Here is a 15,081-nt window from a genome sequence, read left to right on the forward strand (position 1 = left end):
AGGGTCAGGCATGGACCAGGGTGCCCTCATCTTCACCCATCACCACACGCTTGAGCGCACCGTGCTTGAAGATGGAAAACACCTTGATCGGCAACTTCTGGTCACGGCACAAGGCAAAGGCCGTTGCGTCCATGATGCCCAGGTTTTGCGACATGGCTTCATCGAAGGACAGGCTGGCGTAACGGGTTGCCGAGGGGTCCTTCTTGGGGTCGGCGGTGTACACGCCATCCACCTTGGTGGCCTTGAGCACCACCTGCGCACCGATCTCCGCGCCGCGCAAAGCTGCAGCCGTATCGGTGGTGAAAAATGGGTTGCCAGTACCGGCGGCAAACACCACGACCTTGCCCTCTTCCAGGTACTGCAAAGCCTTGGGCCGCACATAGGGCTCGACCACCTGGTCGATGGCGATGGCAGACATCACACGCGCTGTCAGGCCGGCCTTGTTCATCGCATCGGCCAATGCCAATGCGTTCATCACCGTGGCCAACATGCCCATGTAATCGGCGGTGGCGCGGTCCATACCGACCGAGCCGCCCGCCACACCACGGAAAATATTGCCGCCACCGATCACCACCGCAACCTCCACACCCAAGCGGGTGACTTCGGCGACCTCTTCCACCATACGCACGATGGTGTCACGGTTAATACCGAATTGGTCGTCTCCCATGAGTGCCTCCCCCGACAGCTTGAGCAAGATACGCTTGTAGGCTGGTTGGGCTTGGGTCATTGAAACTCCTTGGATGGTTGGATGAAAAATGGTAGGGGCAAAGTGTTTCGCGTAGATGTCTGGAACAGGACTTAGGCCGTAGCCTTGGCTGCAGCCACTTGCGCCGCTACTTCGGCAGCAAAGTCGTCAACTTTCTTTTCAATGCCTTCACCCACCACGTACAGGGTGAATGATTTGACATTGGTCGAAGCCGCCTTGAGCATTTGCTCCACAGTTTGCTTGTCGTTCTTGACGAAGCTCTGGTTGAACAACGAGACTTCCTTCAGGTACTTCTGCACGCCGCCTTCGATGCGCTTGGCAACGATTTCGTCGGACTGCACAGGCTTGCCGGCGGCCACTGCCACAGCAGCGTCTTCAGCGGCCTTGGCAGCTGCCACGGAACGCTCCTTGGCGATCAAGTCGGCAGGCACGTCAGCGCTGGTCAGGGCCACGGGCTTCATGGCGGCGATGTGCATCGCGACATCCTTGGCCGCCACTTCGTCGCCTTCGAACTCAACCACCACGCCGATGCGCGTGCCGTGCAGGTAACCCGCCAGCTTGGAGCCGGAGAATTGCTTGAAGCGGCGGAAGGTCATGTTTTCGCCGATCTTGCCGATCAGACCCTTGCGCACATCTTCCAGCGTGGGGCCGAAACCGTCTTGCTCGTAAGCCAGGGCGCTCAGGGCAGCCACATCGGCTGGGTTGTGCTTGGCGATCAATTGCACCGCACCTTGGGCCAGAGCCAGGAAGCTGTCGTTCTTGGTCACGAAGTCGGTTTCGCAGTTCACTTCCAGCAGAGCGCCCACAGATGCCGATCCGGTGCCTTCGAAGTAGCTGGTCACCACGCCTTCAGCGGTCACGCGCGATGCGGCCTTGCCAGCCTTGCTGCCGAGCTTGACGCGCAGCAGTTCTTCAGCCTTGGCCATGTCGCCTTCGGCTTCGGTCAGGGCCTTCTTGCATTCCATCATGGGAGCATCGGTCTTGCCACGCAGTTCAGCGACCATGCTTGCGGTAATTGCAGCCATATTTCTCTCCGTCTTAAATCAAAAAAATTAGTAAAAAAAAGGGGGCTTGCGCCCCTCTTTCATGGCGGCGAACCGCGCAATGGAGAAGCGCTTAGGCAGCGGCTTCGCTCACTTCCACGAATTCGTCGGCAGTTTCAGCAGCCACGGCCTTGACCACGTCGCTGGCGGCGTTGTTACGGCCTTCGATGATGGCGTCAGCGATACCACGGGCGTACAAAGTGACAGCCTTGGAGGAGTCATCGTTGCCTGGGATTACGTAGTCAATGCCTTCGGGCGAGTGGTTGGTATCGACCACGCCGATCAGCGGAATGCCCAGCTTGCGGGCTTCAGCGATGGCAATCTTGTGGTAGCCAACGTCGATCACGAAGATCGCGTCTGGCAAGGTGGTCATATCCTGGATGCCACCGATGTCTTTTTCCAGCTTGGCCATTTCGCGGGCAAACATCAGCTGTTCTTTCTTGCTCATGCTGTCCAGACCGGCTTCTTGCTGGATCTTCATGTCCTTCAGACGCTTGATCGAGGTCTTGACCGTCTTGAAGTTGGTCAGCATGCCGCCCAACCAACGTTGGTCAACGAAAGGCACGCCAGCGCGAGCAGCTTCACCAGCGACGATTTCGCGGGCTTGGCGCTTGGTACCGACCATCAGGATGGTGCCACGATTGGCGGTCAGTTGCTTGGCGAACTTGGCCGCGTCCTGGAACATCGGCAGCGATTTTTCCAGGTTGATGATGTGAATTTTGTTGCGGTGACCGAAGATGAACGGGGCCATCTTGGGGTTCCAGAAGCGGGTTTGGTGACCAAAATGGACGCCGGCTTCTAACATTTCGCGCATGGTGACAGACATGGAGTTCTCCGTAAGGTTGTGTCTAAAATTCAGTCCGATTTGCAACTGTTTTGAGATACTCAAAGTCAGCGCAACACCTTGAATGGACTGGTTTGCGATTAGTTTTACTGCAACAGTCAAACGATTCTGACCGATCAGCAAAACCCAAGGAGTGTAGCACGCTCCACGCCACACCATGTTTACAGACCTTGTCGCCACCCGCCTGAAACTCCAATCGCAGCAGTCCACCCCCCTGAAAGAGCTGGAACGGTCGATCGCCATCGCCCAGTCGGATGCATGCAAAAGCGCTTTTCTGCATACCCGCTTTGATACCGCCCGCAGCGTGGCCGCACAGCCCCGCATCATAGAAACACCGCTGGCCGGCCTGGCGGTGTCGGTCAAAGACCTGTTCGATGTGGCTGGCGAAGTCAGCAGCGCCGGCTCCACGGTGCTGGCCGACCGACCCGCTGCCGCAGCCGACAGCCCCGCCGTGGCGCGCCTGCAGGCCGCTGGCGGCGCCATCCTGGGCCGCACCCACATGGTGGAGTTCGCTTTTTCCGGCGTGGGTACCAACCCGCACTTCGACACACCGGCCGCCTGGGATGGCCGCTACAACCAGCCTGCGGGCGCCCGTACCGTAGGCCCCGTGGCGCGGGTGCCGGGCGGCTCATCGTCGGGCGCTGCGGTGTCGGTGGCCACCGGTGCGGCTTTCATCGGGCTGGGCTCGGACACCGGCGGCTCGATCCGCATCCCGGCCGCGCTGAACGGCATCGTGGGCTTCAAAAGCACGACCCGGCTGGTACCTACGACCGGCGCCATCCCCTTGTCCAGTACGCTGGACACGGTCTGCGCGCTGACCCGCAGCACGCGTGACGCCGTGCTGGCCCATGAAATCCTGGCCCAGCGCAGCGTGGCGCTCAGCGACGCACCGCTGTCGCAATACCGCATTGCCGTGGCCAACAACATCCTGCTAGACAACCTGGACTCCACCGTGGCCCGCGCCTTCGAGCGCGCGCTGCAGCGCCTGCGTGATACCGGCGCCACGCTGGTGGAGCTCCCTCTGGAGCCAGTCAACGAGTTGGCCCGCATCCAGCAAACCGGTGGCTTCTCGGCGGTAGAGTCGTATATCTGGCACCGCCCTCTGCTGGGCCGTGGCCCGCTCACGCGCGCCGCCTACGACCCCCGGGTACTGGTGCGCATAGAACGCGGTGCGCAGATGCGGGCCTTCGAGTATTTCGAGCTGGTAGAAGCACGCGCCGCCTGGATCACACAGATGGAGGCCGCCTTGCGCGGCTTTGACGCCGTGGTCTCGCCCACCGTGCCCATCGTGGCGCCACCCATCTCGCATATGGCACCGGGCACGGCGCGCGACGACGCCTTCTTCCACGCCAACGGCCTGTTGTTGCGCAATACCAGCGTGGTGAACATGCTGGACGGCTGCGCCATCTCCCTGCCCTGCCATACGCGCGATGAACTACCAACCGGCCTGATGCTGTGGAGTACCGCGATGCGCGATGATGCCCTGCTCGGCCTGGCATTGCAGGCCGAGCAAGCACTACAGTTTTAATAGCTACCTGCGCAGACGATACCTGCGCAAGAGCCACTTTTCTTATAAAAACAAGGTCCTCATGCATGTCGTGAAGATGCGGATGTTTTCCGCATGAAAGTTGCCATCATTGGCGCCGGAGTCATCGGCGTCAGCACAGCCTATGAGTTGGCCGCCGACGGCCACGAAGTCACCGTTTTCGAACGCCGCAGCGCCGCCGCCGAAGAAACCAGCTTTGCCAACGCCGGCATCATCGCGCCCGGCTACGTCACCCCCTGGGCGGCCCCAGGCATGCCGGGCAAGATGTTCAAAAGTCTGTTCCAGCGCCACGCCCCGCTGCAGCTGGGTCTGCGCCTGTCCACCGGCGACCTGGCCTGGATGTGGAAGTGGCGTCGCGCCTGCAAGCTCGACACCTACCTGGCCAACCGCAGCCGCCTGCAGCGCCTGGCCTTCTACAGCCGCGAACGCCTGCACGCGCTGGCCCACACGCTGCACCTGGAATACGACCGCAGCGACGGCTATATGGTGCTGCTGCGTACGGCGCAGGACGCCGCCATGGCCGAACCCGGCCTGCAGCTGCTGCGCGATGCGGGTGTGCGCTTTCAGCAGATCGACGTGGCCACGGCACGCAGCATCGAGCCCGCGCTGTGCGCCGAGACCGACTTCTTCGGCGCAATCCACCTGCCGGACGACGAGGTGGGCAACTGCCGCCAATTCACCATGCTGCTCAAGGCCGCGGCCCAGCAGCTGGGTGCAAAATTTGAGTTCAATCGCACGGTAGCGCAGATAAATCCTGCGCCAGCAGCTACGGTTTCCATAGCAAACGAGACCACGCCCCGGCGCTTCGATGCCGTGGTGGTGTGCGCCGGCATGGCCTCGGCCGCCCTGCTCAAGCCGCTGGGCGTACACATACCGCTGGCGGCGGTGTACGGCTATTCGCTCACTGCCAATATCCGCGAGCCGCTGAACGCCCCGGTCAGCGCCGTGATGGACGAGCACTACAAGGTCGCCATCTCGCGCATGGGCCAGCGCGTACGCGTGGCCGGCAGCGCCGAGCTCGGCGGCCAGCCCGACACCAAGAACCCCGCCGCCATCGCCACCCTGTACAAAGTGCTGCACGACTGGTTCCCCGGTGCGGCCCAACTGGCCAGCAATGTGCAGATCTGGAAAGGCGCCCGCGCCATGCTGCCCGACGGCCCTCCCCTGATCGGTGCCAGCGGCCTGCCCGGCGTCTGGCTCAACCTGGGCCACGGCTCCAGCGGCTGGGCCCTGGCCTGCGGCAGTGCCCGCGCCACGGCTGACCTGGTAGCCGGCCACAGCCCGGCCATCGACATGGAAGGCCTAGGCCTGGAACGCCTGAGGAACTGAGTATGCAACGCATCAACGCCGACCAATCGCAGCCCCTTTTCGATACCGCCGCCTCGCGCCGCATCGAAGAGGCCGCCTTGGCCGGCCTGCCCGACAACACCTTGATGCCCCGCGCCGGCCTGGCCGTGGCCCGTCTGGCCCGCGCCCTGGCACCGCATGCGCGCCGCATCTGGATCGCCTGCGGCCCCGGCAACAACGGCGGCGACGGCCTGGAAGCCGCGGCCCAGCTACAACAGCACGGCGTCCAGGTCGTGGTGACTTGGTTGGGCCAGGAAGCCCGGGCCTCCAGCGACACCCTGGCCGCCCTGGGGCGCGCCCGGGCGGCCGGCGTGCAATTTGCCGACACCCCACCCACCGACTTGGACGCCCAGGACCTATGCATAGACGCCCTGCTCGGCTTAGGCCAAAGCCGCGCCCCCAGCGGTAGCATGGCCAGCTGGATCGTCACCATGAACGCCAGCCCTGCCCCCACGCTGGCAGTGGACCTACCCACCGGCCTGCAAACAGACACCGGCGCACTTGCTACAAATTCAGTAGCTGCCCGCGCAGATGAAACAAGCGCTGCAGCCATCATTTATGCAGACCACACACTCAGCCTGCTGACGCTCAAACCCGGTTTGTTCACCGCCCATGGCCGGGACAGCGCAGGCCAGGTCTGGCTGGACGCACTGGGCGTCACGCCCGGTATCGCGGCCAGCGCCCGGCTGCTGGGTGCGCCGCAGCCCCCACAGCGCAGCCACGCCAGCCACAAGGGCAGCTACGGCGACGTGGCCGTTATCGGCGGCGCGCCCGGCATGACCGGTGCCGCGCTACTGGCGGCCACGGCCGCCCTGCACCACGGCGCGGGCCGGGTCTTCGTCGGCTTGTTGGACGGCGGCAGCATGCAGGTCCACCCACAGCAGCCCGAGCTGATGTTCCGCGCCCCGGGCGCGCTCAAACTGCATGCACTGGCCCTGGTCTGCGGATGTGGCGGCGGCGAGGCCGTGCGCCCCTTGCTGCCGCGCGTGCTGGGCGAAGCTGCCCGCCTGGTGCTGGACGCCGACGCCCTGAACGCCATCGCCAGCGACACCGCCCTGCAAGCCCTGCTGCGCCACCGCGCGGCCCAAGGCCTGCCCACGGTGCTGACGCCGCACCCCCTGGAGGCCGCACGCCTGCTGGGCTGCACCACGCTGCAGATCCAGGCCGACCGCCTGGCCGCCGCCCAACAACTGGCCGACCGCTTTGCCTGCGTGGCCGTGCTGAAAGGTTCGGGCACAGTAATCACGGCCCCACTGCGAACACCGGCCATCAACCCCACGGGCAACGCCCGGCTGGCCACTGCGGGAACGGGGGACGTGCTGGCAGGCATGGTGGGCGCACGGCTGGCGGCGGGCCAGTACGCCATGGATGCGGCCTGTGACGCGGTCTATGCCCACGGACTGGCAGCAGACCGCTGGCCCGAGGGCAAGCCTTTAACGGCCAGCGCATTGGCGCAGTTCTAGCCGCCCGGCACAATACGACAGAGTAAAAGCAGCCTAGCCCCGGCCCACGAACGGCATCTTGGTCGCCATCACGGTGTGGAACAGCACATTGGCATCGAGCGGCAGGCTGTCCATATAGAGCACCGACTTACCGACGATGTTGACGTCCATGACCGGCTCCACCACCATCTCGCCGTGGGCCTGCAAGATGCCGGTGGTCATGCGCTGGGTCATCTTGGTGGCGGCGTTACCGATGTCGATCTGGCCCACCGCAATATCGTATTTGCGCCCGTCCAGCGCGGCCGACTTGGTCATGCCGCGTACCGCGTGCTTGGTGGCGGTGTAGGCAATCGAATTGGGCCGCGGCGTGGTGCTGGAGATGGAGCCGTTGTTGATGATGCGCCCGCCGCGCGGCGTCTGCGCCTTCATCACCCGGAAGGCCTGCTGTATGCACAGAAACATGCCGGTGAAGTTCACATCCACCACGCCCTGCCACTGTGCCAGGCTCAGGTCTTCCAGCAACACGCCTGGCGCACTGGTGCCGGCATTGTTGAACAACAGATCGACGCGGCCAAAAGTCTGCACCGTGGCCTCGAACAAGGCCTGGACGGCCACAGGATCGGTCACATCGGTAGGCACTACCAGCGCATTCTGCGCGGCACCGGATTCGGCCTGCACAGCCAACAAGGCTTCGCTGCGCCGCCCGGCGAGCGCGACACGGTAGCCATCGGCCAGCAGGGCCAAGGCCACAGCCCGGCCGATGCCGCTGCCGGCGCCGGTCACCACGGCGACTTTGGAATGGTGAACCATAGCCTTCCTTCGCCTATCTGCGGGTACGCGGTTTTTGGGTCTTCTTCTTGGCCGCACCGCCCTTGGCTGAAGCCGAATTCGAGGACTTGGCAGCCGACTTGGCCGCCTGCACGGGCGTGCGCGGCGCGTGATCACGTGACTGCGACTCCCTGCGGCCAGAGCGCTTGGAAGGCGCAGCCTCGGATTTGGAACGGTTAGGGCCCTCGCGCTGCACACCCTTGTCTTTCATGGCGCGGTTCACCAGATCTTCCCCTTCGCGTATCAGGCGGAAGTCGATCTTGCGTCCGTCCAGATCGACGCGGCTGACCTGGACCTGCACCCGCGTGCCGATGGAATAACGGATGCCGGTACGCTCGCCACGCAGCTCCTGGCGGGCCTCGTCGAACTTGAAGTATTCGCCCCCCAGCTCGGTGATGTGCACCAGGCCTTCTACGTACATGGCGTCCAAGGTGACGAAGATGCCGAAGCCGGTGGCCGAGGTGACTACACCACCAAACTCCTCGCCCAGATGCTCACGCATGTATTTGCATTTGAGCCAGGCTTCCACATCGCGGCTGGCCTCGTCGGCGCGGCGCTCGTTGGCGCTGCAATGCAGGCCAGCAGCCTGCCAGGCCAGGGTTTCAGGGCTGACTTTCTTGGGCTTCAGTTCGGGCTCGGCCACCTTGCCTTGCAGGCGCGCGTGGTTGTTCTTGCTCAGGCGCTTGGCCAGCTTGGCATGGGCTTCGCCCGGCGTGGGCAGCGTCGGCAGCTGGTACTTGCGGTGCGCCAGGATCGCCTTGATGACGCGGTGCACCAACAGGTCCGGGTAGCGCCGGATGGGGCTGGTGAAGTGGGTGTACGCGTCAAATGCCAGGCCGAAGTGCCCGCTGTTGCTGGGCGTGTATATGGCTTGCTGCATGGAGCGCAGCAGCATCGAATGGATTTGCTGCGCGTCGGGCCGGTCCTTGGTGGCCGCCGCGATAGCTTGGAACTCGCCCGGCTTGGGATCATCACTGATCGACATGCCGACGCCAGTGGCCTTCAGGTAGTTGCGCAGAATCTCGATCTTCTCGGGTGTAGGGCCTTCGTGCACGCGGAACAGACCGGGGTGCTTGCCCTGCGCGATGAAGTCGGCGCTGCAGACGTTGGCAGCCAGCATGGCCTCTTCGATCAGCTTGTGCGCCTCGTTGCGGGTACGCGGCACGATTTTCTCAATCCGGCCGTTTTCATCGCAAACGATCTGGGTTTCGGTGGTTTCAAAGTCCACCGCACCACGCGCCTGGCGGGCCACCAGCAGCGCCCGGTAGACATCGTGCAGATTCAGCAGATCGTTAACACGATCCTTGCGGCGCAGCGCCTCAGGGCCACGGGTATTGCCCAGAATGGCCGCCACCTCGGTATAAGTAAAGCGCGCATGGCTGTACATCACCGCAGGGTAAAACTGGTAAGCATGCACCTCACCCTTGGTCGTCACCAGCATGTCGCAAACCATGCACAGGCGTTCTACCTCGGGGTTCAGGGAACACAGGCCGTTGGACAGCTTCTCGGGCAGCATGGGAATGACGCGGCGTGGGAAATACACGCTTGTTGCACGGTCATACGCATCCACGTCGATAGCCGAGCCGGTTTCCACATAGTTGCTGACATCGGCAATCGCCACCAGCAAACGCCAGCCCTTGCTGCGCCCGACCTTGGCCGGTTCACAGTACACGGCGTCGTCGAAGTCGCGGGCGTCTTCGCCATCGATAGTGACCAGGGGCACATCGGTCAGATCGACGCGATTCTTCTTGTCTTGCGGCCGCACCTTGTCTGGCAAGGTGCGCGCCAGGGCAATACACGCATCGGAGAACACATGCGGCACGTCGTATTTGCGCACTGCGATTTCGATCTCCATGCCGGGGTCGTCCACCTCGCCCAGCACTTCCTTGACGCGACCCACCGGCTGGCCGAACAAAGCAGGCGGCTCAGTGAGTTCAACCACAACCACCTGGCCTGGCTTGGCGCTGCCAATGGCCGTCTTGGGGATCAATACATCCTGGCCATAACGCTTGTCTTCGGGAGCCACCAGCCAAATGCCGCTTTCCTGCAGCAGGCGACCAATGATGGGTTGGACCGGGCGTTCAATGATCTCGACAACCCGACCCTCGGGGCGGCCCTTGCGGTCGCTGCGCACGATACGGGCCTTGACCCTGTCCTTGTGCAGCACGGCGCGCATTTCATTGGAGGGCAGATAGATATCCGACTCACCATCATCGCGCAGTACAAACCCGTGTCCATCGCGGTGTCCCTGGATGGTGCCTTCGATCTCGTCCAGCAAGCCGCTGGTATGACTGGTCGTTTTGATAAGGATTCTCTCTTTCTGGTTTGCCCAAAGGGTAGCAGAGCGCGGCAGGCAACGGAAAAAACTGCGGATTTCATCAAGCCTTCAGCCCGCGAGTCAAAACGCTGTTTTTCCCATGTTATACTTTAACTCGTGGGCCCAGATGGCGAAATTGGTAGACGCACTGTGTTCAGGTCGCAGCGCCGCAAGGCGTGCTGGTTCGAGTCCAGTTCTGGGCACCACACCTTATCTCGAACAAAAACCGCTAATCAGTTAGCGGTTTTTTTCTGGTTAAAAATCTGCAAACTACCAATTGCAGATGGTTAGAGTTTAGTGGGCCCAGATGGCGAAATTGGTAGACGCACTGTGTTCAGGTCGCAGCGCCGCAAGGCGTGCTGGTTCGAGTCCAGTTTCTGGGCACCACACCTTACTCGAAAAAAAGCCGCTAGAAAGTTAGCGGCTTTTTTTTGCCCATTTTTCCCCGCGCCACATATGCAGCACGGGGAAATCAGACTTAGATGGGCAAAGCCACCAGGTCGTGACCTTGCGTGCCCACAATCCGCGCCTTGGTGAACTCACCCGCCTTCAAGGTCTTGCTGATTTTCTCGGGCGGCAGCAAACGCACAATGCCGTCAATCTCGGGCGCATCCGCATAGCTGCGGCCGACCCCACCTTTTTTACCCAGACCCGGCGCCGAATCCACCAGCACCTGCATGGTGCTACCGACACGCTTGAGCAGCTTGTTCGCCGACACTTCTTCAGCCACGGCCATGAAGCGCGCACGACGCTCTTCGCGTAACTCCAATGGCAGCATGCCAGGGATGTCATTAGCCGCAGCGCCGTCCACCGGGCTATACGCAAAACAACCCGCGCGGTCAATCTGGGCTTCACGCATGAAGTCCAACAAATGGGAAAACTCTTCCTCCGTCTCGCCCGGGAATCCAGCAATGAAAGTACTACGAATGACCAGCTCAGGGCAAATCTCGCGCCAGCGCTGGATGCGCTCCAGATTCTTTTCACCGCTGGCGGGGCGTTTCATGCGCTTGAGCACGTCCGGATGGCTGTGCTGCAAAGGCACATCCAGATAGGGCAGCACGCGACCAGTCGCCATCAAAGGCAGGATGTCGTCCACGCTGGGGTACGGATAAACATAGTGCAAGCGCACCCAGGCACCATAGGGCTCAGCAATATCCGCCAAGGTTTGCACCAGTTCCAACATGCGGGTCTTGACCGGCTTGCCATCCCAGAAACCGGTACGGTATTTCACATCCACGCCATAGGCCGAAGTGTCCTGGCTGATCACCAGCAACTCCTTCACGCCGCCTTCAAACAAGGCTTTCGCATCGCTCAGCACGTCACCAATCGAACGCGAAACCAGGTCGCCACGCATGGACGGAATGATGCAAAAAGTACAACGGTGGTTGCAGCCTTCGCTGATCTTCAAATATGCGTAGTGGCGGGGCGTGAGCTTGACGCCCGCGCTGCCGAACGCATTGGGCACCAGATCCAGAAACGGGTCGTGCGGCTTGGGCAGATTGGCATGCACGGCATCCATCACTTCTTGCGTGGCATGGGGCCCAGTTACGGCCAACACGCTGGGGTGCATTTCACGCACCAAGTTGCCACCGGAACCACCTGCCTTAGCACCCAAACAACCCGTCACGATCACCCGGCCGTTGGCAGCCAAGGCCTCGCCGATAGTGTCCAGACTCTCCTTCACGGCATCGTCGATAAAGCCACAGGTGTTGACGATCACCAGATCGGCACCCTCGAAGGTCTTGGAGGTTTGGTAACCCTCGGCGCTCAGCTGGGTGAGGATCAACTCGGAGTCCGTCAGCGCCTTGGGGCAGCCCAGGCTGACAAATCCAACTTTGGGTGTATGGGTAGGGGAAATTACTTCAGTCATCCCCCTATTGTCGCCGCGCCGGGGAAATTCAGGGTTTCAAGCCAAAGCTGCCCAGCATTTGCTCGGTTTGCCGCTGCATCTGCTCCTGCATCTGCACGAAGATATTTTTGGACTGCTCTACGTAAGCACCCATCATGCCCTGCATCACGGGAGACGGCATTTTCAACATCTGCGCCCAGGCCTCCGGGGTGACACCCTTGGCCTGCTCGCCCATCTTGGACTGCAAATCCATAAAGGTTTGCACATTCTTTTCCAAATAGGGCCCCAAAAAACCCTGCATGGTGTTGCCGTAAAAACGAATGATGTTGGCCAGCACCTGCTCGGTTAACAAGGGCGCACCACCCGCCTCTTCTTCCAGAATGATCTGCAGAAAAATAGCGCGCGTCAGGTCCTCACCGGTTTTGGCATCGCGCACCTGCACCGGCGCGTGCTGCATCACCAGCTTTTTGACTTCTGCCAGCGTGATATAGGTAGAAGTATCGGTGTCATAGAGACGCCGGTTGGGGTATTTCTTGATGACGCGATGCGCCGTTTTGTCGCTATCGGGAGGGTTGCTCGGCACTGCAGTCCTTGGTGGTCGGTGGTGTTGCTATGTGCACTGTACTGCACCGCAACATATTGTAAAAAACCACCTCGCAATCAGTGTCAAGGATTACCCTGAACAGACTGCACCGCGCAATTTACGGCGGCACAAATAAAAAAGGCCTAGCGGTTAAGCCAGGCCTTTTTTACTACCAAATTATTGGTAGGCGCGATTGGACTCGAACCAACGACCCCCACCATGTCAAGGTGGTGCTCTAACCAGCTGAGCTACGCGCCTAAGGATGCATTCGAGACCACGAGTATAGCACGGGTTTTTTACGATTCCTTGCGGTCGCCATTATTTGCGTCGTGCAGAGCGCACGCCCACAACCTCTGACACCACGCCCAGCACCTTGTTGAGCCGCGCCGCGTCGGCTACCTCCACGGTGAACGTCATCCATGCCGTGCCCTTGACAGACTGGGTCTGCACGCCAATCACATTCATCTTCTCCTTGGTGAAGACTTCCGAAATATCGCGCAACAGGCCCTGGCGGTCGGCAGCCTGCACCGCCACGTCCACCGGGTAGACCGCGGCATGCTCCTTCTTGTCGCTGCCCCACTCCACCGGGATCACGCGTTCGCCATTGCGGGCAGACATTTCGCGGAAATTGCTGCAATCGGCGCGGTGGATACTGACGCCCTTGCCGCGCGTGACAAAACCCAGAATCGGGTCCGGCGGCGCGGGCTTGCAGCATTTGGCCAACTGGGTCATCAGCGAATCCACGCCGACCACCAACACACCACCCTTGGGTGACCTCTCGGTGTTGCGGGACTTTTTGAGCAGCAGGAAATCGTCCTGCGGCAGCACCGGCTCGGGCGGACGCAGCAGGGTCTCGATGCTGCGCAGCGAAAACTCATCCTTGCCCACCACCTCGAACAAATCGTCGGCCGACTTGAAGCCCAGGCGAGCAGCCAGGTCATCCAGTTTGATGGCCGTCTTGCCCTCGCGCTGCAGCAGCTTTTCGACCGCCTCGCGGCCCCGCGCCACGGTGGTGTGGATGGCCATGGCATTGAACCAGGCCCGGGCCTTGGCCCGGGCACGGTGGCTGACCAAGTAGCCCAGCTCGGCATTCAGCCAATCGCGCGACGGGCCGCCTTCCTTGGCGGCCGTGATCTCCACGGTCTGGCCGTTTTGCAAGGGCGTGTTCAAGGGGACTTGCACGCCGTCCACCTTGGCACCACGGCAGCGATGCCCCAGGCTGGTGTGCAAGCTGTAGGCAAAGTCCACCGCCGTGGCGCCCGCAGGCAGCTCGACCACCGCCGCATCGGGCGTCAGCACATAGATACGGTCGCTCAGCACATGCACATGCACGTCACCGGCATTCGGCGCCGCGCCCGACAGATCACGCTCCCAGGCCAACAGTTGGCGCAGCACGGCGATCTTGGCGTCATATTCGCCGCTGGCGGACACGCCCGCATAGCCCTTGGTACCGGCCTCTTTGTATGCCCAGTGCGCGGCCACTCCGTACTCGGCATGCTCGTGCATGGCCTGGGTACGGATCTGGATCTCAATCGGCAAACAGGCCACACCGTCCACCATCTGCTGCACCACGGTGTGCAGCGACTGGTAGCCATTGCCCTTGGGTTTGGCGATGTAGTCGTCAAACTCATCGGCCATGGGCACAAAGCGGCTGTGCACCCAGCCCAGCACGGCGTAGCAATCGTCCACGCTGGGTACCACCACGCGCAGGGCACGGATGTCGAACAACTGGTCAAAGCCGAGCGACTTGCCGCGCATCTTCTTGACGATGCTGTAGATGTGCTTGGGTCGCCCCTGCACCGTGGCCTGCAGACCCTGGGCGATCAGCTCGGCCTCGAGGGTGGAGCGCAACTGCTCCATGTTGGCCTCGCGCTCCACGCGCTTTTCGTCCAGCAAGCGCGCCACCTGTTTGTAGGTATCGGGCTCGATGAAACGGAAGGACAGGTCCTCCATCTCCCACTTGATCTGCCAGATACCCAGGCGGTTGGCCAGCGGAGCGAAGACCTGCAGCGACTCGCGCGCCAAGCGCGGCGATACCGGTGTCTTGCTGGCTGCACAGAAGCGCAAAGTCTGCAGGCGCGAAGCCAGGCGCAACATGACCACGCGCAGATCGCGCGAGAAGGCCAGCAGCATCTTGCGCACATTTTCGGTCTGCGCCGCCGGGTCATCCGCCGGGTTGGCGGCGCTGTCGGAGCCGCGCGACAGGCGCTGCACCCGCATCAGCTGGGTGGTCTCCACCGCCAGCGCGGCGAAGTTTGCACCGAAGGCCTTGGCAATCACCTCCTGCGGCTTATTCAGATGGACGCAAGCATAGACCAGGTAGCTGGCCGCCTGCATAGCCTCGGAGCCGCCCACCGAACGCAGGATGGCGGCCACGGCATCGGCGTGCTCCAGCGTGTTCTCCCCGGTGTCCAGCAGCTCGCCGGAGATCAGCGGCTCGGCAAAAGCCCGAGCCCGCGCCAGCGCATTCACCTGCTCGGGCAAGGTCTCGGAAGTAACCGCCACCACATCTGCCAGGCGCTCTTCGGGCGGGCTCGCGGTGGCTTGCACAGTCGGTGCACTTTTCATCCCTAGCT

Annotated in this window: 11 protein-coding genes and 3 tRNA genes; 5 read left to right on the forward strand and 9 right to left on the reverse strand. The window is 62.1% G+C overall.

Features of this window, described 5'->3' with window-relative positions; genetic code table 11:
* Positions 1–4: 4 nt before the first annotated feature.
* From pyrH to rpsB, 3 genes are all read right to left on the reverse strand, one after another.
* On the reverse strand, positions 5–727 hold the full coding sequence (gene pyrH / locus AC07R0_RS18435; protein ID WP_490592644.1) for a UMP kinase: 723 nt from the start codon (positions 725–727) through the stop codon (positions 5–7).
* 71 nt (positions 728–798) lie between these two features.
* On the reverse strand, positions 799–1,731 hold the full coding sequence (gene tsf, locus AC07R0_RS18440) for a translation elongation factor Ts (RefSeq protein ID WP_495077256.1): 933 nt from the start codon (positions 1,729–1,731) through the stop codon (positions 799–801).
* A 91-nt stretch (positions 1,732–1,822) separates the two neighbouring features.
* Positions 1,823–2,575 carry a 30S ribosomal protein S2 gene (rpsB, locus tag AC07R0_RS18445; protein WP_490592642.1) on the reverse strand — a complete coding sequence of 251 codons (753 nt, stop codon included), beginning with the start codon at positions 2,573–2,575 and terminating at the stop codon, positions 1,823–1,825.
* A 175-nt stretch (positions 2,576–2,750) separates the two neighbouring features.
* Here rpsB and AC07R0_RS18450 point away from each other — a divergent pair, with 175 nt between their 5' ends.
* The 3 genes from AC07R0_RS18450 (at position 2,751) to AC07R0_RS18460 (ending at position 6,949) form a co-directional block, all read left to right on the forward strand.
* The gene (locus AC07R0_RS18450; protein WP_495105908.1) at positions 2,751–4,121 is read left to right on the forward strand and encodes an amidase; all 1,371 of its coding nucleotides are present in this window, start codon (positions 2,751–2,753) and stop codon (positions 4,119–4,121) included.
* A 93-nt stretch (positions 4,122–4,214) separates the two neighbouring features.
* Positions 4,215–5,468 carry a D-amino acid dehydrogenase gene (locus AC07R0_RS18455; RefSeq protein ID WP_495105909.1) on the forward strand — a complete coding sequence of 418 codons (1,254 nt, stop codon included), beginning with the start codon at positions 4,215–4,217 and terminating at the stop codon, positions 5,466–5,468.
* Between the two features lie 2 nt (positions 5,469–5,470).
* Positions 5,471–6,949 (forward strand): NAD(P)H-hydrate dehydratase, encoded by a 1,479-nt coding sequence (locus AC07R0_RS18460; protein WP_495105910.1) that lies wholly within the window; start codon positions 5,471–5,473, stop codon positions 6,947–6,949.
* A 33-nt stretch (positions 6,950–6,982) separates the two neighbouring features.
* On the opposite strand, the gene AC07R0_RS18465 is transcribed toward AC07R0_RS18460, so the two are convergent.
* Positions 6,983–7,738 (reverse strand): SDR family oxidoreductase, encoded by a 756-nt coding sequence (locus AC07R0_RS18465; protein WP_495105911.1) that lies wholly within the window; start codon positions 7,736–7,738, stop codon positions 6,983–6,985.
* 13 nt (positions 7,739–7,751) lie between these two features.
* Positions 7,752–10,034: a ribonuclease R gene (gene rnr / locus AC07R0_RS18470; protein ID WP_495105912.1), complete on the reverse strand. Its 2,283-nt coding sequence runs from the start codon at positions 10,032–10,034 to the stop codon at positions 7,752–7,754.
* Between the two features lie 160 nt (positions 10,035–10,194).
* Here rnr and AC07R0_RS18475 point away from each other — a divergent pair.
* Positions 10,195–10,279, forward strand: a tRNA-Leu gene (locus AC07R0_RS18475).
* A 95-nt stretch (positions 10,280–10,374) separates the two neighbouring features.
* Positions 10,375–10,460 (forward strand) — tRNA-Leu (locus AC07R0_RS18480).
* Positions 10,461–10,551: 91 nt separating this feature from the next.
* Here AC07R0_RS18480 and rimO read toward each other — a convergent pair.
* The 4 genes from rimO to AC07R0_RS18500 form a co-directional block, all read right to left on the reverse strand.
* A complete protein-coding gene (gene rimO / locus AC07R0_RS18485; protein WP_495105913.1) occupies positions 10,552–11,943 on the reverse strand; it encodes a 30S ribosomal protein S12 methylthiotransferase RimO in 1,392 nt (463 codons plus the stop codon).
* 28 nt (positions 11,944–11,971) lie between these two features.
* Positions 11,972–12,505, reverse strand: coding sequence for a polyhydroxyalkanoate synthesis repressor PhaR (gene phaR, locus AC07R0_RS18490; protein ID WP_495077249.1), 534 nt, complete (start codon positions 12,503–12,505; stop codon positions 11,972–11,974).
* A 181-nt stretch (positions 12,506–12,686) separates the two neighbouring features.
* Positions 12,687–12,763: transfer RNA gene (locus AC07R0_RS18495), tRNA-Val, on the reverse strand.
* Between the two features lie 60 nt (positions 12,764–12,823).
* Entirely contained in the window at positions 12,824–15,073 is a 2,250-nt protein-coding gene (locus tag AC07R0_RS18500) for a RelA/SpoT family protein (protein WP_495105914.1), read from the reverse strand.
* Positions 15,074–15,081 lie beyond the last annotated feature (8 nt).

The sequence above is a fragment of the Rhodoferax sp. GW821-FHT07F03 genome (assembly GCF_059418745.1).